Below are 16,521 nucleotides of genomic sequence, written 5' to 3' on the forward strand. Positions count from 1 at the left end.
TTGAGTGATAACAGCAAATGGAACGGCTCAACCGAAGTACCCAGGGATTTCTCTCAGGTGATCTCCTGCGCGTCAATAAAAGCCTCCCGAGGTTTGATGTGCGCGCATCGTTCAGGCTCAGCACGCTCGCTATGGGAGTCGGTATGGCGTTGTCGATGCAGGCCGTGGCGGCACCAGATCAATCCAGCGACGCCGCAAAAGGTTCCCCGGTGGCATTCAATACGGCCTTTATCCAGGGCACCGACGAACCTGCCGACCTCAAAGAGTTTCTCCGCGGCAACAGCGTGTTACCCGGTGTCTACCGGGTGGACGTGTACGTCAATCGGGTCTTGAGTGGGCGCAGTGATGTCAAATTCACCCAAAACCCGGCTTCAGGATTGATTGAGCCGTGCCTGACGGAGGAGATGCTCCAGGCATTTGGGCTGGACATGGAGCGCTTGCACAAAGACCCAAGCCTCGCGGTTGATCGGCCACCGGCCGCGTGTTTTGACTTGCCAGCTCAGGTCGAGTTTGCCCGCGTCGACTACCAGCCCAATAGCTTGCTCCTGAATATCAGTGTGCCGCAGACCGCCATGGCACGGAGCGCCCGGGGTTATGTTTCACCCGAGCTCTGGGATGAAGGCGAGACCGCCGCGTTCATCAATTACAGCTTTAACGGGGCTCGTCGGCGCAATCAGCAAGAGAGCACGGATCAGTATTACCTGGGGCTGCGAAATGGCCTGAACCTGGGCGCCTGGCGCCTGCGCAACGAATCTTCGCTGACCTACGGCGACAATCAGCCTTATCGCTTGAGCAGTAACCGTACGTTTGCCCAGCGTGACCTCACGCGCCTCAAGGGGCAACTGACACTGGGTGAGATCTACTCTGACTCGCAGATCTTCGACAGTGTGCGGTTCAGTGGCGCCGAAATAGCCTCCGACGACGCCATGTTGCCTGACAGCGAACGCGTCTACGCCCCGACGATTCGTGGTATCGCCGAGACCAATGCCACGGTGGAAGTTCGCCAGAATGGCTTTCTTCTGTATAGCAGCAACGTGTCTCCGGGCCCGTTCGAGATTACCGATATCTACCCCAGCGGCTCCAATGGTGACCTGTTGGTTACCGTATTGGAGGCTGATGGGCGCACGCGCACCTTTACTCAAGCGTTTGCGTCGTTACCGATCATGGTGCCGCAAGGCGCGTTGCGTTATAGCCTCGCGGCCGGTCGATACGACAGCAACGCCGATCATCAGGCATCGCCGACGTTCACCAGTGGCACCCTGATTTATGGCCTCTCCGAGCGATTGACCGGCTTCGGTGGGCTGCAATGGGCCGAGGGCTATCAGGCGGCCAATGTCGGGGCGGGCGTTAATACCGGCCTGGGGGCCTTTTCGGCCGACCTGACGCAGTCGATCAGCCAGGCGCGTGCACACACGAGCGATCAGGGGCAGAGCATGCGGCTGCGCTATGCCAACACCCTCGATGTGACGAGCACCACCTTTGCCGTTGCGGGGTACCGCTATTCCACCGAGCAATACCGCACGCTGGAGGACCACGTCGACGAACTCGATGCTCGCATCGTCCGAACGGTCACTGGCCGGGCAAAGGATCGGGTCGAGCTGAGTGTCACGCAGTCGCTGCCTGGGCAATCCGGCTCGTTGAGCCTGACGGCCAGTGATCAGCGTTACTGGAATCTACCGGGTAAAACCCGTCAGCTGTATCTGTCCTACAACGGCGCATGGAAGACCGTCAGTTACAGCCTGTCGATCGAGCGTAACGAACAATTGGACAGTGAGGGGCAAGCCGACACCGATCACCGCCTTTCCCTGAGCCTGACAGTGCCGCTGGGCTCAAGCCACGGCTCGTCTCGGGCATCGTTCAATCTGGTGCGCGACGGCAGTGGTGACTACAACACCCAGGCTGGCCTCAACGGTCAGGTGCTGGACAACCGAAACGCGTTCTACTCGCTACAGACCGGGCGCGACAGCAGCTCTGGCACGTTCGGCTCCGGCAAACTCAACACCACCACGCCTTATGGTCGTTTTGAGGCCGGGTACAGTCAGGGCCGCGATTACGATGCCTTGAGCCTGGGCGCGTCAGGTTCGCTGGTTGCTCACAGTGGCGGGGTGAACTTTGGCCAGCCCCTGGGTGAAACCTTCGCCCTGGTGGAAGTGCCCAACATCAGCGGCGCGAAATTGACCAACTACAGCAACGTCGAGACCTCGGGCAATGGTTACGCAGTGCTGCCTTACGCCCAGCCTTACCGAACCAACTGGGTCAACCTGGATACCCGGCAGTTAGGTGCGGACATCGATGTGGATAACGCCATCGTCCAGGTGGTGCCGCGTCGCGGTGCCGTGAGTGTGGTGCACTTTACGGCGTCGGTGGGTCGCCGCGTGCAATTTGAGCTGGTGCGCACGGATGGCAGCAAGGTGCCGCTGGGCGCCAGCGTCGAGGACGAGCAGGGCAAGTCCCTGGCGGTGGTTGATCCCACCAGTCGTGCATTGGTGTTGACCGACCAGGAGCAAGGCGTACTTAGGGTGAAGTGGTCCGATCAAAGCTGCCTGGTGCCGTTTAGCCTGCCCCCCAAAGATCCACTGCGCGCCTACGAACGGCTGAAGGTCACCTGCCAATGAGCCTGTTGCAGCGACTCAATCGGGTGGTCATCCGCCTTGCATTGGCCTTGATAGGGATAGCCAGTACAGGCGCGCAGGCGGCTGTTTCCCTTGCCGGAACGCGGTTGATCTTCGACGGGGCCTTTCGCGAAGTCAGCATCGAGGTGATCAATCGAAGTCATCGCGAGGTCTTGCTCCAGGCATGGCTGAGCGACGCCGCGGAGGGGGAGGATGCGCAGGGCGGTGTGCCCGGCAATCTGCCCTTTGCCCTGACACCTCACCTGTCGCAACTGCCCGCTAACGGCAAACAGGCGCTGCGCATCCTGTATGAAGGTGTCGGCATGCCACCGGGGCAGGAGTCGCTGCTGCACTTGTATGTGATGGAAATCCCTCGGCGAGTTGAAGGCGAAAACCCACTGAGCATTGCCATTCGCCAGCGCATCAACGTGTTTTATCGCCCGCCAGGTTTGCCCGGTGATCCGGCCGATACCGCGCAGGGGTTGCGCTGGCAGTTGGCCCGCGACGCGAACGGCAGGATGTCGTTGCAGGTCAGCAATCGGTCTGCTTACTACGCCTCGCTCCAGAACCTGCAAATCGAGGGGCTCGCTGGAAAGCATGAGGTCAGCGATTACCTGCTGCTGCCACCGGGGACCTCCCGGACCTTACCCTTCAGCGCCGCCGATTCCGCTGATAGCCAATGGCACTATTTGTCCTTCAAGGCCCTTACTGATTATGGCGGCCAGCGCAATTACCGCGCCGAGATTGACGGGCGTTTACCGTTCAAGGCTCGGCTGCTGCCAGACACTGCCCACCTAAAAGGCTTACAACCATGATCGATATTTGCTGGACTCGACGTCTACTGCTGGTGCTGCTGTTGAGCCCAACGACGTGTTTTGCCTTGGTCTGCAAGGAACAGGGTACAGGCGCTGCGGTGATCAATGGCGATCTGGGCAGCACCGTTGCCATTCCTGCCGCTTCCCCCGAGGGGGCAATCGTCTGGCGCTCCGACCGGTTCAATGTCCAGGTCGAATGTTTCAAGGACGGTCTGCAAGGGCAGCAGGAGGAAGTATTCATCTATTTGAACCCGGACAACCTGCCGATTGGCCAGGGTATTCGTACCGGCTTGACCCTCGACGGCATCGACTACCTGCAAAACAGTGGCCGGATCAGTACACGCCAGAGCCTGCCGGCCTGCTATGAAAACGATGCGAATATCGCGGCTTGCCCGCGCATCACCTTCAATCTGGCGTTCTCGGTGTTCGTTCAGAAGTTCGGACCGACACCGCCGTCAGGGGTGGCCAGTCACCTGCTGGACTATCGGATGTTCCAACTCGACAGTGCAGCAGGCTTGAACCCGTTGCCCGGCTACAACCTGAGCTACGTCATCAACAACCTGAGCGGCCTGCGTTTCATTGCGTGCGATGCCGAGTTGCAGGTCACCCCGGAGACGGTCGAGTTTGGCTCGATAGGGATTCAGGGGGTGGCGGTGGGTCGGGTCATTGATCGACGTCCGTTTTCGCTGGTGACCAGCCGCACGTGCGACACGCCCTTCAGTCTCGATGCGCGATTCAAACCGGTGTCAGGTGTGCTGTCTGGCGACTTTCTGATCCCTACGGCCAACGATGGCGTCGGTATCCGCATCATCAATGGGCGCAACGGCGCGACGCTGCCTTACAACCAGCCTTTCCATCTGGCGGATCTGCTCGGGACGAGTCAGTCGGCGAAGGCCGATTTCGAGGCCGAACTGGTCTGGCAGAGCCAAACACCCAAAGCGGGCGCATTCGAAGCTGAAGTCATCATTGACCTGTTTTATAAATAGCAGGCGATGGGAGGTGAGAGGGGATGGCGGCAGGGCGTCTGCGATTCAGGTATGCTGCCCGACCTTGGGCGACTGTCCATGTTCGCCAGACGACTGACTCGATACTTTTGGAGCTTCCATGACTACCCCCGAACACACGCCAGCTCCTGAAGCCGCCGTCACCGAGCAGGTTGCAGAAACCACCGATAAAAAAGCGGCCATTCCTGCGTTCAGCTTTCCATTCAAGCCGGGCGAGTTGTTGCAAGCCAAGACTCAAGACTCGCTGTATTACAAGAAGTCGGGCAAAGCCAGCCATAACAAAGTCCCCGGTGTCGCGCCTCACGGCACACGCAAGACCATGGGCAAGCGCTGATTCTCAGGGCTGCCCAGTCCCGCCAGGCACTATGCAAAAGAAACTATGCAAAAGAAATAAAGGCATAGTCCAACGGATCGGCGTTCACTACCTGAACGCCAGCCCGTTGCAGCGTATTGGCAATCTCCGGGCCCGATACGTGAAAAACCCAACCCGATTCGACGGACAGCGCAGGTAACGCGCCGCTGTCGGCGATCTGTTGCGTGGCGGCCGCGAAGGCCTGTATATCGGGCAGGTACGCGGTAAAGCCGTCGCCTTTGAGCGCGGTGGTGCGAATCCCCAGCAGCTTGCAGATAGCGTCCTTGGCGGCAGCCTCATCGCGATCAGCCTGGCGCGATTGTTCGATCAGTGCCATCAGTTGGGTATCGACCAGGTTGCCACCGACGATCAAGTCCGGCCCTTGTTCCCAAGCGTTCGGCGGACAGTCTTTGGCTTCAGGCCGCAAGGGGATGTGCGGGTTGATCTCCATCGGGTAAATCCGACAGACCAAGGGGCGTCGCTCATAGATGCGGCACAGGTTTTCTGCGTCAAGATTCCGACAAGGTCCGACGTTATACGCCGCGAAGGTAATGGCGACATACACCTGTGCTGTGCCGCTGGGCACCTGACACGAACGGCGCTGTGCATGCGTGCGTTGCAGCGCTGGCACGCCATAACCGTCTTCGAGAAAACCCTCCGCCAGGATGATCACGGCCCCGCCGTCAGCCGCCCACTGCCTCGCCTCGGACAGCGTCAGGGGAACGTGGTGATCGGTGCAACACTTGCCACAACCTACGCATGAAAACGGTGTGTTCATTGACGTACAAGACCAGGAAAGACGCGGGTTGACGGTGACGGTTTACAAGCGCGATCCCCGCCGGGGAAGCTTTCGAAGCAAGTTGTGCGCCACTGGCAGGTGTTTATTTTTTCGGGAAAATGCTCACCGCATCCCACTCGGTTACCGTGGCTTTTTGGGTTTGACGTTGATACAGGCACAGCTCGGTGCCGGTTTTGTTCTTCATGTGCGCCTGCGGGTAGCGGCCTTTGAGCAGGAGTGCGCTGTAACCAATGCTGTCATCAAACAGCGCCGCGGTGCCGGCCGGTTTTACATCTTTAAGCTGACTGGCTTGCACACAACTGGCGATGATGGCTTTGTCCAGGTCGCCCCAGGCTTGGCTGCTAGAGGCGTTGGCTTGGGCCGCAACGGCCGCAAGGGCAATGCACAGCGCCGTGGATGCTTTCATATCAGGCTCCTCAAACAACCTGTAAGTGATTGAAAAATAAAATATAAATTGTACAAACTTTTCAGCCAAACACTGACCCCCTGTAGGAGCTGCCGAAGGCTGCGAATCGGTCCGGGGTCGCGTCCGACCGTAGCAGTCGTAAACTCTGGGTTGCTGAAGGTCGTGCCGGTTGCCCGCGACCCCGGCCTTTCGCAGCCTTCGGCAGCTCCTACCTGAACCCCGTTTGCTGCGCGACAGCGCGGGCCTCCCTTCGAGCATTGTTTCCGAAAGGCGGATTATGGCAGACGATATCGGGAGATGGTCTCAGTCGACGGTATAGCGCTGGACGTAACGCATACCGGATGTTTCATACAGGCGCCGAGCGTCGTGGTTGTTTTCCATTACCTTGAGGTCGACCCAGGCTTCGCCACGCACGCGAAAAGCCTCGAAGGCATGGTTCAACAGGGCGCGTGCAAGGCCTTGGCGTCGGGCGCGTGGATCAATCACCAGATCCTTGATGAAGGCGCTGGTCCAGCACTGTGCGACGCCGACCAGGCCGCGTTCGTCAGCGGCGATAAAGCACAGCGACGGGTCGAATTCAGGGTCGGTTGCAAACGCTGTGTGCCAGTGTTCATAGTCCGGAACGCTGCCTCCGCCTTGTTGGTAACCGAGTACCAATAGCGCGTGTACCTGTGGCGCGAGTTCGGGGCTGAACGTGAGCAGACGAATGGCGGCTGGGTTGATTATGGGCGCAAGAGGCTGGCGCAGGTCACGGCGCATCAGCCAGCACCCAGCAGTCGAGTCCTCCGGCAGAGGACTCGGTATCAGATGCCCTGGGCTTCGACCGTGCGGGCTGCGTGAATCAAGCATTTGGTCAACTCGGGTGAAGAAAACTTGGTCAGAACGGCGTTCGCGCCCGCCGCCTGGGCTTTTTCGCTGTTCATCTTGCTGTCCAGGGACGTGTGCAACAGCACGTACAAATCCTGAAAATCAGGCGTTTCGCGCAGGGTGCGGGTAAAGGCATAGCCGTCCATTTCCGACATTTCAATGTCAGACACCACCACGTTGATCTGTTCGTCCGTGCCTTGCAGTTCGAGCAGGCAGTCGATGGCTTCTTTGGCGCTTCGTGCGGTGTGGTAATGAACGCCAAGGCTGCGCAGGGTGATCAGCGATTGCTGCAAGGCCACTTGGCTGTCGTCGACCACAAGGATCTTGGCCTTGGCCAGTACCTGGGCATCTTCTTCGCTCAGGTGCGCAGGCTCCTCGGCGATGACCCTCGCCGGGGCGATGCCGTGGATGACTTTTTCGATATCCAGTACCTGTACCAGCACCCCATCGACCTGGGTCACGCCGGTGATGAACGACCTGTTGCCAGTGGCGAAGGGCGGAGGGCGGATGTCGGTGGTCAGGCAGTGCACGATCTTGCTCACGGCCTGCACATGCAACCCCTGCTTGGAGCGGCTGACGTCGGTGACGATCAGGCAGCCGCCTGAGGGATCGAGGAGCGGCTGTTCACCAATGGCCCGACTCAGGTCGATCACCGACAGCGATGCGCCGCGCAGGATGGCGATGCCTTTGACGTGCGGGTGGGATTCGGGCAAGCGGGTCAGGGCAGGGCAGGGGATGATCTCGCTGACTTTGAGCAAATTGATAGCCATCAGCTTGCCGCTGCGCAAGGTAAACAGCAGGAGCGAGAGGGAGTCTGCGCGGGCTTTATTCGAGGACATATCAACCTTCTGGAAATTAAAGGTGTCGCTACAAGAGTGGCAAACAGCGTTCGATGCCGGGTTATCGACTTGCAATGGTTTGGCTTTAGAGCATTTGTGCTGGAGGAGAGCAAACAGTCAAGCAGGCTGATGCGTGTGCCCGTAAATTCAGGCCGGAGGAGCCTTCTGTTTCGGTAGTCATAAAGACGCTAACGGGTCTTATTGACCGCGCGTTGTGTTAAGTCATTTTGACTGCTGTTTTTTCAAGCTATTGATTTTAAAGGTAAAAGTAGTTGGCACGAATCCTGAAATACACAGGGTAACCCGCTATAAGCCTTGCGACTCAGGAGTTCCCCCATGTTGAATGCTCAAGATCGTGCCATTGTTAAATCCACCGTGCCCCTGCTCGAGAGCGGCGGCGAAGCGCTGACCACTTACTTTTATAAAATGATGTTCGAGGAATACCCGCAAGTGCGCGCGTTTTTCAATCCGGCGCATCAGGCCAGCGGCGATCAACCTCGAGCGCTGGCCAATGGTGTGCTGATGTACGCACGCCACATCGATGAACTCGAGCAATTGGGTGATTTGGTGGCGGTCATCATCAATAAACATGTCGCCTTGCAGATCCTTCCGGAACATTACCCGATTGTCGGCTCCTGCCTGATCCGCGCCATTGCCGACGTGCTGGGGCGCGAAATTGCCACTGACGAAGTGCTGCAAGCCTGGACCCATGCGTATCAGCAACTGGCGGATATTCTGATCGGTGCCGAGGGTGCGATTTACGACGAAAAAGCCCAAGCCATCGGCGGCTGGCGCGGTGCGCGTGAGTTCAAATTGGCGAAGCGGGTGGAGGAAAGTGCCGAGATCACTTCCTTCTATCTGCAACCGGCGGATGACGGGCCGATCCTCGGCTTCACCGCAGGTCAATACATCGGTTTACAGCTGTTCATCGGTGGCGAAGAGATGCGCCGCAACTATTCGCTGTCAGCAGTGGCCGGTGGCAACCAATACCGCATCAGCGTCAAGCGCGAACCCAACGGTGTGGTGTCCAACTACCTGCACGACCAACTGCAGATTGGCGACAGCATCCAACTGTTCACGCCGTCAGGCGAGTTCACCCTGGCCGAGAGCCAGAAACCTTTGGTGTTGATCAGCGGCGGTGTCGGCATCACGCCGACATTGGCCATGCTTGAGACGGCGCTGGAAACCTCACGTCCTGTGCACTTCATTCACTGCGCACGAAATGGCGCGGTGCATGCATTCCGCGATTGGGTCGATGGTCTTGCTAGTATTCACCCGCAACTCAAGCACTTCTATTGCTACGCCGAAGACGATGGCGTGAGCCCTGCGGGCGATGCGGTTGGCCTGCTTGATCAGCAGCAGTTGGAGCAATGGTTGCCCGAAGATCGGGACCTGGATGCCTACTTCCTGGGACCGAAAGGGTTCATGGCAGCGGTTAAGCGTCAGTTGAAAGCAGCGGGTGTGCCCGATAAACAAAGTCGCTACGAGTTCTTCGGCCCGGCTTCTGCGCTCGAATAAACGCGGTTGAGTAAAGGATGCCGCCAGCCTCTGTCAGGGGCTGGCGGCATTTTTGTGTCCGCGCTTTGCCGGTTTGACTTGGTCTGCCTGGCACACTGGATCGCACATTTTCTGAGGGAGCGAGTTCATTCGCGAATGCGTTAGGTCAGGCACTGATGATGTAGGGTGTGAAGGCCTCTTCGCGAATGAATTCGCTCCTATCAAACAACCTATAACTAATTGAAAAATAAAGTATAAATGTCATTATATTTTCAGCAAAACGCTGACCCCCTGTAGGAGCTGCCGAAGGCTGCGAATCGGTCCGGGGTCGCGTCCGACCGTAGCAGTCGTAAACTCTGGATTGCTGAAGGTCGTGCCGGTCGCCCGCGACCCCGGCCTATCGCAGCCTTCGGCAGCTCCTACAGGCCCCTTGTTTGCTGCGCAACAGCGCGGCGTCGAAGGCAGGGGTAACCATTTCATTAGGGGTAGGGGTGCAACCTCAGCCACATCCCCTGTGGGAATTTATTCGCGAAGGGTTTGACGCGGTGTGTCAGGTCTATCGCCATCGGGCACCTGAATTGTTCCGTGCAGCGGTTTTGCCCTTGAGTTGGTAACCTCTGCCCACGATTATCGCGGGCGATCGGACCGTTGTGCATTTACACTCCGGGTCACACCATTTCAAAGGGTAAGGGAATGAGCGACAACACGATGTACCTGGGACGCGAGAAGCGCTTTCTGGTCTTGCTCGGGGTGATCTGCCTCGCGTTGATCGGTGGCGCGCTGTACATGCAAGTGGTATTGGGCGAGGCGCCGTGCCCGCTGTGCATTCTTCAACGGTATGCCTTATTGTTCATTGCCATCTTCGCCTTTATTGGCGCCGCGATGCCGGGCAAACGCAGCACTACGGTGTTCGAGGGGCTGGTCATGCTCAGCGCCATTGGCGGCATCATTGCTGCTGGCCGTCATGCCTATATCCTGGCGAACCCGACCGAAAGCTGTGGCCTGGATGTGTTGCAGCCAATCGTCGATGGCCTGCCATTGGCTTCGTGGTTCCCGCTGGGCTTTCAGGTTGATGGCTTTTGCACCACGCCCTATCCACCGATCCTCGGGTTGTCACTGGCGCAATGGGCGTTGGCCGCCTTCGTGCTGACCGTGATCCTGGTTCCGTTGGGGATCATGCGCAATCGTCGCAATACCCGCTGAACTCAATGGATACGGGACAAGGTGCCTCTCTTTCCGATGGGAAGCGGGGCTTTTTTTCTGTCCTGGAAAGTTCATTTTCAGGCGATTGTTGCAGGATTGAATATAAACTGTTGCCGAATAAGCCATAGTCAATAAAAGGTTACATATCTACAATCGCCAACAGTTCTTAGTCAGCCCCGCTTTGCAATTGACAAGAAACGAGATCGAAAGCGTCTCTACGCACTCTATGTAGGCCGCGCCGATACGACCTCAGGGACTGACACCCTTTCAAAATTTCCGCACCAAATGGAATTGGTCTGCTAACCAGGCCGTTGCCACCATACCAATAAGAAACCACAGATAATTCCGGATTTGTCGACTAGCCCTCCATTCTGGAGCGTTTTTGGCTGGCCCTAATTCAACGAAAAAAATATGCCAACACCTGGCAGGGCGAAGTGTTGGCGCTCGAATCCTATGTGCATTGCGTGCGCAGCTTTAGAGGTCGTGAGATGAGTAGAAAAAGGTACCCCAGATTGTTTGGCTTCTTGGCCCTTTTGAGCATGCTTGCGCTGGGTGGTTGCAACATGGCCCTGCTCGATCCAAAAGGGCAGATAGGCATCGACGAGAAAAACCTGATCATTACCGCGACGCTGCTGATGCTGCTGGTGGTTGTACCCGTGATCATTATGACGTTCGTCTTCGCCTGGAAATATCGCGCTTCGAACACCAATGCGACCTACGCGCCAAACTGGGCTCACTCCAGCAAAATCGAAGTGGTGGTGTGGGGCGTTCCGACCTTGATCGTGATCGCGCTGGGCGTCCTGATCTGGAAATCAAGTCACGAGCTCGACCCCTACAAGCCGTTGGACTCCAGCGTCAAGCCGGTGGTCATCGAAGTCGTTGCGATGGACTGGAAGTGGTTATTCATTTACCCGGAACTGGGTATCGCCACGGTCAACGAGATCAAGTTCCCGGCCAATGTCCCGGTTAACTTCAGGATCACGTCCGACTCCACCATGAACTCGTTCTTCATCCCGGGCCTTGGCGGTCAGATCTACGCCATGGCCGGTATGGAAACCAAGCTGCACTTGATCTCCAACGAAGAGCATGTGTACGACGGTATGGCAGCCAACTTGAGCGGCGAAGGCTTCTCAGACCAAAAGTTCAAGGCCTATGCCACCTCGCAGGCGGACTTCGATGCGTGGGTCGCTGCAGCCAAAAAAACACCACACCCGCTTGAAATCGCTGAATTCAATCAGTTGGCCAAGCCTAGCGTTAAAAATCCAGTTGAGTACTTCGCCACCGTCCAGCCGAACCTGTTCCAGACCGTCATTGATAAATATGAAGGGATGAACAAAGGCAAGGGGATGCACCACAAGGCGGACGATGCACCGGAAATGACGGGCATGGACATGAATGTGCATTCGGCTGCCAGCGCGGAGGAGTAAGAAATGTTCGGTAAATTAACGCTGGAAGCGATTCCCTTCCATGTACCGATCGTAATGGTGACGCTGGTTATCATCATGCTGGTTGGCGCGGGACTGGTCGCTGCAATCTCCTATCACCGCAAGTGGTCCTACCTGTGGACTGAATGGCTGACCTCGGTCGACCACAAAAAAATCGGTGTGATGTACATCATCGTGGCGCTGGTCATGCTCCTGCGCGGCTTTGCCGATGCGATCATGATGCGCTCGCAGCTGGCCCTCGCCAGCGCTGGCTCCGAAGGCTACTTGCCGCCGGAACATTACGACCAGATCTTCACCGCTCACGGCGTGATCATGATCTTCTTCATGGCGATGCCGTTTGTGGTCGGCCTGATGAACATCGTCGTACCGCTACAGATCGGTGCTCGCGACGTCGCCTTCCCGTTCCTCAACTCGTTGAGCTTCTGGTTGTTCGTGGTCGGCGCGGTACTGGTCAACCTGTCCCTGGGGCTCGGCGAGTTCGCCCGCACCGGTTGGGTTGCATATCCACCGCTCTCCGGTCTGGCATATAGCCCCGGTGTAGGGGTCGATTACTATATCTGGGCGTTGCAGTTGTCAGGATTGGGTACGTTGCTGACGGGGGTGAACTTTGTTGTCACCATCCTGAAAATGCGCACCCCTGGCATGACGTTGATGAAAATGCCGGTGTTTACCTGGAACTGCCTGTGCACCGCGATCCTGATCGTGGCGTCGTTCCCGATCCTCACCGCAACCTTGATCCTGCTGACGCTGGACCGTTACCTGGGCATGCACTTCTTCACCAACGAGCTTGGTGGCAACCCGATGATGTACGTCAACCTCATCTGGGCCTGGGGCCATCCTGAGGTGTACATCCTGATCCTGCCGGCCTTCGGTGTGTTCTCGGAAGTGACCTCGACGTTCTCTAAGAAGCGCCTGTTTGGTTACACCTCGCTGGTCTACGCGACCATCGCCATTACCGTGTTGTCCTTTGTTGTCTGGCTGCACCACTTCTTCACCATGGGGTCGGGGGCCAACGTCAACGCGTTCTTTGGCATCATGACGATCATTATCTCCGTACCCACGGGGGTGAAGATTTTCACCTGGCTGTTCACCATGTTCCGCGGGCGAATTCAATTCACCACGCCGATCCTCTGGACCCTGGGCTTTATCGTGACCTTCAGCATCGGCGGCATGACTGGCGTACTGCTGGCGGTTCCGGGTGCTGACTTCGTGCTGCACAACAGCCTGTTCCTGATCGCGCACTTCCATAACGTGATTATCGGCGGTGCCGTGTTCGGTTACCTGGCGGGCTTCGCCTACTGGTTCCCGAAAGCGTTCGGCTTCACGTTGAACGAGCGTCTGGGCAAGTATGCGTTCTGGTGCTGGATCGTTGGTTTCTACCTGGCGTTCATGCCGCTGTACGTGCTCGGCTTCATGGGCATGACCCGTCGTCTGAACCACTACGACAACCCGGCGTGGACACCTTGGCTGATCGCTGCGTTCTTGGGTGCGCTGGTCATCATGTTCGGCATCATCTTCCAGATCGCGCAACTGGTGGTCAGCATCCGTGATCGCGAGAAAAACCGTGACCTCACCGGTGACCCGTGGGATGCCCGCACGCTGGAATGGTCGACCTCTTCGCCGCCGCCGTTCTACAACTTCGCCGAGCAACCGCACGTCAATGGCTTGGACGCTCACTGGGAGACCAAGGAACTCGGCGTACAGAGCAAGAAAGCCGCCGACTACAAGAAGATCCACATGCCGCGCAATACCGGTGTTGGCTTCTACATCAGCGTTGGCAGCCTGGTCTTTGGCTTCGCGTTGATCTGGCACATCTGGTGGCTGGCAGCGGTCGGTCTGGTCGGCATGGTAGCCACCTTCATCGTGCGCAGTAACGACGATGACATCGACTACTACGTTCCCGCCGAAGAAGTGGCGCGAATCGAAAATGCACGCCTTCACACTTTGGCTCAGCAGGCTTAAACCATGTCGAACTTAGTATTAGAAGCTCAGATTACCCACGCTGAGGAGCTTGGGCACGAGGATGCCGGGTCCATGACCGTGTTCGGTTTCTGGATCTACCTGATGACTGACTGCATTTTGTTCGCGACGATCTTCGCCGCGTACTCAGTGCTCAGTAACAACGTCGCAGGTGGTCCGTCGGGCAAAGACATCTTCGAACTGCCTTATGTGCTGGTAGAAACCTTCTGCCTGCTGTTCAGCAGTATCACCTACGGTTTCGCCATGCTGGCGATGCACAAGGGTAACAAAAACGGGGTTATCGCATGGTTGGCAGTGACCTTCTTGTTGGGCCTGGCGTTCATCGGCATGGAAATCAACGAATTCCATCACCTGATCGCCGAGGGCTTCGGTCCTGATCGCAGCGCCTTTCTGTCCGGCTTCTTCACGCTGGTCGGTACCCACGGGCTGCACGTGACATCCGGTTTGATCTGGATGGCGGTGCTGATGTTCCAGATCAAGAAGAAAGGTCTGACCGCCACCAACAGCACGCGTCTGAGCTGCCTGAGTCTGTTCTGGCACTTCCTGGACGTGGTCTGGATCTGCGTGTTCACCGTTGTCTACCTGATGGGAGCCCTGTAAATGGATCATGCACATATCAGCCACACCGGTGCTCACGCACATGTCAGTGGTGCCGGTGCCGACCATGGCAGCCTGAAGTCCTACGCCATCGGGTTTTTCCTGTCGGTGATTCTGACGGTGATTCCTTTCGGTCTTTTGATGCACCCGGTGTTCCCGAAGACGATGACGCTGGCCATTGTCGTGGCCTTCGCTGTGGTCCAGATATTCGTGCACCTGGTGTTTTTCCTGCACATGAACAGGTCGTCCGAACAGCGCTGGAACATCATCGCCTTTGCCTTCACCGCCCTGATCATTGCGATCGTGGTCGGCCTGTCGTTGTGGATTATGTACAACATCCACACGAACATGATGGCCCACTGAGGATCTCCCCATGTGGCTGAAGCACTTTATCCAAATCACCAAGCCGGGGATCATTTTCGGTAATGTGCTTTCGGTAGCAGGTGGCTTTTTCCTGGCGGCCAAAGGGCATGTCGACTTTGGCCTGTTCCTGGCGGCTGTGATAGGCACCTCGTTGGTGGTGGCGTCCGGTTGCGTGTTCAACAACTGCATCGACCGCGACATCGACGTGAAAATGGAGCGCACCAAGAATAGGGTGCTGGTGCAGGGTCTGGTTTCATTGAAACTGGCCCTGGTCTTCGCCAGTGTGCTGGGTATCGCCGGGGTGGGCTTGCTGTACACCAAGGCCAACCCGCAGGCGGCGTTGTTCGCAGTGATCGGTTTTGTGATTTACGTCGGCTTCTATAGCCTGTACCTGAAACGCAAATCGGTGCACGGCACACTGGTCGGCAGCTTGTCAGGGGCCATGCCGCCCGTGATCGGTTATGTCGCGGTGAGCAACAGCTTCGACCTGGCGGCACTGACCTTGCTGGTGATGTTCAGTTTGTGGCAGATGCCGCATTCCTACGCCATCGCGATCTTCCGCTTCAATGACTACCTGGCAGCGTCGATTCCGGTCCTGCCGGTGAAGCGTGGCATCGTCGTCGCCAAGCGCCATATCCTGATCTACATCCTGGCGTTTTTACTGGCCACGCTGATGTTGACCGTGGGTGGCTACGCCGGCCTCAGCTACCTGGCCGTCGCGGCTGCGATGGGCATGTACTGGCTGTACATGGCCTGGAGCGGTTACAAGGCAGTGGATGATCGGGTCTGGGCGCGCAAACTGTTCGTCTTCTCGATCTTCACCATCACCGCGTTGAGCGTCATGATGTCGTTGGATTTTCAGACGCCCAGTGAGTTGCTGCTGACTTACGCACCTTGAGCTGAGCCACCTGCTGCACCTGCTGAAATAGAAACGCCCTGTTCTTCGGATGAAGAGCGGGGCGTTTTTTTGATCGGTCCATCATGCCCGATACCTGCGCGCATACTGCTATCCTTTGCGCAGAACGAATTCTGGTCTCACGCACATCTATGTGAAGCACATATAGGGAGGTTGCACGCGATATGAGGTTGGCAGATATCACTCAGTACGGAGGCATCACTGTCATGCTTCCGGCGGCTGTGGTCATTGGCGCCTGGCTTTGGTTTTCCAGGTCAAGACGGTCGGCATTGTTATGGCTTGTGGTTTTGCTGTCCGTCTACGCGACTGTCGGGGCGAGCAAGATACTCTTCAAAGGCTGGGGTATCGGCCTTGAAAACCTGAACATTGCCGTGATCAGTGGCCACGCCACCAACACCAGCCTGGTACTGCCGGTGGCGATGGGCTTGCTCGCGCAGCAAATCGATCCGCGCCTCCGCTGGCCGGGCGCCGGTGTGGGGCTATTGATTGCGTGGTGGTTCAGTATCAATTGCGTGGCACCCTATATCCATCCGCTGCAGGAAGCGATTGCCGGGGCACTGCTGGGGTCTGTCGCCGCTTGCGGGTTTTTGTATTGCCTGGAAAATACAGAGATCAAAAAAATCCCTGCGGCGGCGCTGGTGATTGGCCTCGCTTTCATCGTCTTCAATACGACCACCACAAAATACACCGCCGAGCACTTCCTGAACCGTATTGCGGTTTCGGTTTCTGGAGGAGAGACCGTGTTCAAGCGGTCTGAGTGGCGACCTCACCTTGAGACAACAAAACTTTAAGCGCTGTCGACACTGCCTAAGCCCGCCAAGCGGGG

16 protein-coding genes are annotated in these 16,521 nt (G+C 57.5%); 12 read left to right on the top strand and 4 right to left on the bottom strand.

All coding sequences use genetic code 11. From position 1 onward, the window contains the following. Positions 1-155: 155 nt before the first annotated feature. The 4 genes from AC1ME2_RS19900 (at position 156) to AC1ME2_RS19915 (ending at position 4,765) form a co-directional block, all read left to right on the top strand. Positions 156-2,615 carry a fimbria/pilus outer membrane usher protein gene (locus AC1ME2_RS19900; RefSeq protein WP_480442236.1) on the top strand — a complete coding sequence of 820 codons (2,460 nt, stop codon included), beginning with the start codon at positions 156-158 and terminating at the stop codon, positions 2,613-2,615. After that, positions 2,612-3,427 carry a fimbrial biogenesis chaperone gene (locus AC1ME2_RS19905; RefSeq protein ID WP_480436168.1) on the top strand — a complete coding sequence of 272 codons (816 nt, stop codon included), beginning with the start codon at positions 2,612-2,614 and terminating at the stop codon, positions 3,425-3,427. The genes AC1ME2_RS19900 and AC1ME2_RS19905 overlap by 4 nt, the downstream gene beginning before the upstream one ends. After that, a complete protein-coding gene (locus AC1ME2_RS19910) occupies positions 3,424-4,413 on the top strand; it encodes a fimbrial protein (protein ID WP_480436169.1) in 990 nt (329 codons plus the stop codon). The genes AC1ME2_RS19905 and AC1ME2_RS19910 overlap by 4 nt, the downstream gene beginning before the upstream one ends. Before the next feature lie 118 nt (positions 4,414-4,531). Next, the gene (locus tag AC1ME2_RS19915; RefSeq protein WP_480436170.1) at positions 4,532-4,765 is read left to right on the top strand and encodes a hypothetical protein; all 234 of its coding nucleotides are present in this window, start codon (positions 4,532-4,534) and stop codon (positions 4,763-4,765) included. A gap of 43 nt (positions 4,766-4,808) precedes the next feature. Here AC1ME2_RS19915 and AC1ME2_RS19920 read toward each other — a convergent pair whose 3' ends face one another. The 4 genes from AC1ME2_RS19920 to AC1ME2_RS19935 form a co-directional block, all read right to left on the bottom strand. Next, the gene (locus AC1ME2_RS19920; RefSeq protein ID WP_480436173.1) at positions 4,809-5,561 is read right to left on the bottom strand and encodes a YkgJ family cysteine cluster protein; all 753 of its coding nucleotides are present in this window, start codon (positions 5,559-5,561) and stop codon (positions 4,809-4,811) included. A gap of 103 nt (positions 5,562-5,664) precedes the next feature. Then, positions 5,665-5,988, bottom strand: a complete 324-nt coding sequence (locus AC1ME2_RS19925) for a hypothetical protein (protein ID WP_480436175.1) — start codon at positions 5,986-5,988, stop codon at positions 5,665-5,667. Between the two features lie 303 nt (positions 5,989-6,291). Next, positions 6,292-6,747: a GNAT family N-acetyltransferase gene (locus AC1ME2_RS19930; RefSeq protein WP_480436176.1), complete on the bottom strand. Its 456-nt coding sequence runs from the start codon at positions 6,745-6,747 to the stop codon at positions 6,292-6,294. Positions 6,748-6,791: 44 nt separating this feature from the next. Beyond that, positions 6,792-7,694, bottom strand: coding sequence for a chemotaxis protein (locus AC1ME2_RS19935; RefSeq protein ID WP_480436178.1), 903 nt, complete (start codon positions 7,692-7,694; stop codon positions 6,792-6,794). Positions 7,695-8,030: 336 nt separating this feature from the next. On the opposite strand from AC1ME2_RS19935, the gene hmpA reads away from it, so the two are divergent. The 8 genes from hmpA (at position 8,031) to AC1ME2_RS19975 (ending at position 16,486) form a co-directional block, all read left to right on the top strand. Further along, the gene (gene hmpA, locus AC1ME2_RS19940) at positions 8,031-9,212 is read left to right on the top strand and encodes an NO-inducible flavohemoprotein (protein ID WP_480436180.1); all 1,182 of its coding nucleotides are present in this window, start codon (positions 8,031-8,033) and stop codon (positions 9,210-9,212) included. Positions 9,213-9,884: 672 nt separating this feature from the next. Next, positions 9,885-10,394: a disulfide bond formation protein B gene (locus AC1ME2_RS19945; RefSeq protein WP_480436181.1), complete on the top strand. Its 510-nt coding sequence runs from the start codon at positions 9,885-9,887 to the stop codon at positions 10,392-10,394. A gap of 488 nt (positions 10,395-10,882) precedes the next feature. Beyond that, entirely contained in the window at positions 10,883-11,821 is a 939-nt protein-coding gene (cyoA, locus tag AC1ME2_RS19950; RefSeq protein WP_480436182.1) for a ubiquinol oxidase subunit II, read from the top strand. A 3-nt stretch (positions 11,822-11,824) separates the two neighbouring features. Beyond that, entirely contained in the window at positions 11,825-13,801 is a 1,977-nt protein-coding gene (gene cyoB, locus AC1ME2_RS19955; protein ID WP_480436183.1) for a cytochrome o ubiquinol oxidase subunit I, read from the top strand. A gap of 3 nt (positions 13,802-13,804) precedes the next feature. Then, positions 13,805-14,419, top strand: coding sequence for a cytochrome o ubiquinol oxidase subunit III (locus AC1ME2_RS19960; protein ID WP_480436185.1), 615 nt, complete (start codon positions 13,805-13,807; stop codon positions 14,417-14,419). Beyond that, on the top strand, positions 14,420-14,779 hold the full coding sequence (cyoD, locus tag AC1ME2_RS19965; protein WP_480436187.1) for a cytochrome o ubiquinol oxidase subunit IV: 360 nt from the start codon (positions 14,420-14,422) through the stop codon (positions 14,777-14,779). It begins immediately after the preceding gene. Positions 14,780-14,789: 10 nt separating this feature from the next. Further along, entirely contained in the window at positions 14,790-15,677 is an 888-nt protein-coding gene (gene cyoE, locus AC1ME2_RS19970; RefSeq protein ID WP_480436189.1) for a heme o synthase, read from the top strand. A gap of 182 nt (positions 15,678-15,859) precedes the next feature. Continuing rightward, the gene (locus AC1ME2_RS19975) at positions 15,860-16,486 is read left to right on the top strand and encodes a hypothetical protein (protein ID WP_480436190.1); all 627 of its coding nucleotides are present in this window, start codon (positions 15,860-15,862) and stop codon (positions 16,484-16,486) included. The last annotated feature ends 35 nt before the right edge of the window (positions 16,487-16,521 follow it).

The organism is Pseudomonas sp. ASL9 (genome assembly GCF_056680335.1).

Coding starts and splice junctions, on each gene's coding strand:
- AC1ME2_RS19900 (WP_480442236.1), top strand. CDS start 156: ATGCAGGCCGTGGCGGCACCAGATCAATCCAGCGACGCCGCAAAAGGT.
- AC1ME2_RS19905 (WP_480436168.1), top strand. CDS start 2,612: ATGAGCCTGTTGCAGCGACTCAATCGGGTGGTCATCCGCCTTGCATTG.
- AC1ME2_RS19910 (WP_480436169.1), top strand. CDS start 3,424: ATGATCGATATTTGCTGGACTCGACGTCTACTGCTGGTGCTGCTGTTG.
- AC1ME2_RS19915 (WP_480436170.1), top strand. CDS start 4,532: ATGACTACCCCCGAACACACGCCAGCTCCTGAAGCCGCCGTCACCGAG.
- AC1ME2_RS19920 (WP_480436173.1), bottom strand. CDS start 5,561: ATGAACACACCGTTTTCATGCGTAGGTTGTGGCAAGTGTTGCACCGAT.
- AC1ME2_RS19925 (WP_480436175.1), bottom strand. CDS start 5,988: ATGAAAGCATCCACGGCGCTGTGCATTGCCCTTGCGGCCGTTGCGGCC.
- AC1ME2_RS19930 (WP_480436176.1), bottom strand. CDS start 6,747: ATGCGCCGTGACCTGCGCCAGCCTCTTGCGCCCATAATCAACCCAGCC.
- AC1ME2_RS19935 (WP_480436178.1), bottom strand. CDS start 7,694: ATGTCCTCGAATAAAGCCCGCGCAGACTCCCTCTCGCTCCTGCTGTTT.
- hmpA (WP_480436180.1), top strand. CDS start 8,031: ATGTTGAATGCTCAAGATCGTGCCATTGTTAAATCCACCGTGCCCCTG.
- AC1ME2_RS19945 (WP_480436181.1), top strand. CDS start 9,885: ATGAGCGACAACACGATGTACCTGGGACGCGAGAAGCGCTTTCTGGTC.
- cyoA (WP_480436182.1), top strand. CDS start 10,883: ATGAGTAGAAAAAGGTACCCCAGATTGTTTGGCTTCTTGGCCCTTTTG.
- cyoB (WP_480436183.1), top strand. CDS start 11,825: ATGTTCGGTAAATTAACGCTGGAAGCGATTCCCTTCCATGTACCGATC.
- AC1ME2_RS19960 (WP_480436185.1), top strand. CDS start 13,805: ATGTCGAACTTAGTATTAGAAGCTCAGATTACCCACGCTGAGGAGCTT.
- cyoD (WP_480436187.1), top strand. CDS start 14,420: ATGGATCATGCACATATCAGCCACACCGGTGCTCACGCACATGTCAGT.
- cyoE (WP_480436189.1), top strand. CDS start 14,790: ATGTGGCTGAAGCACTTTATCCAAATCACCAAGCCGGGGATCATTTTC.
- AC1ME2_RS19975 (WP_480436190.1), top strand. CDS start 15,860: ATGAGGTTGGCAGATATCACTCAGTACGGAGGCATCACTGTCATGCTT.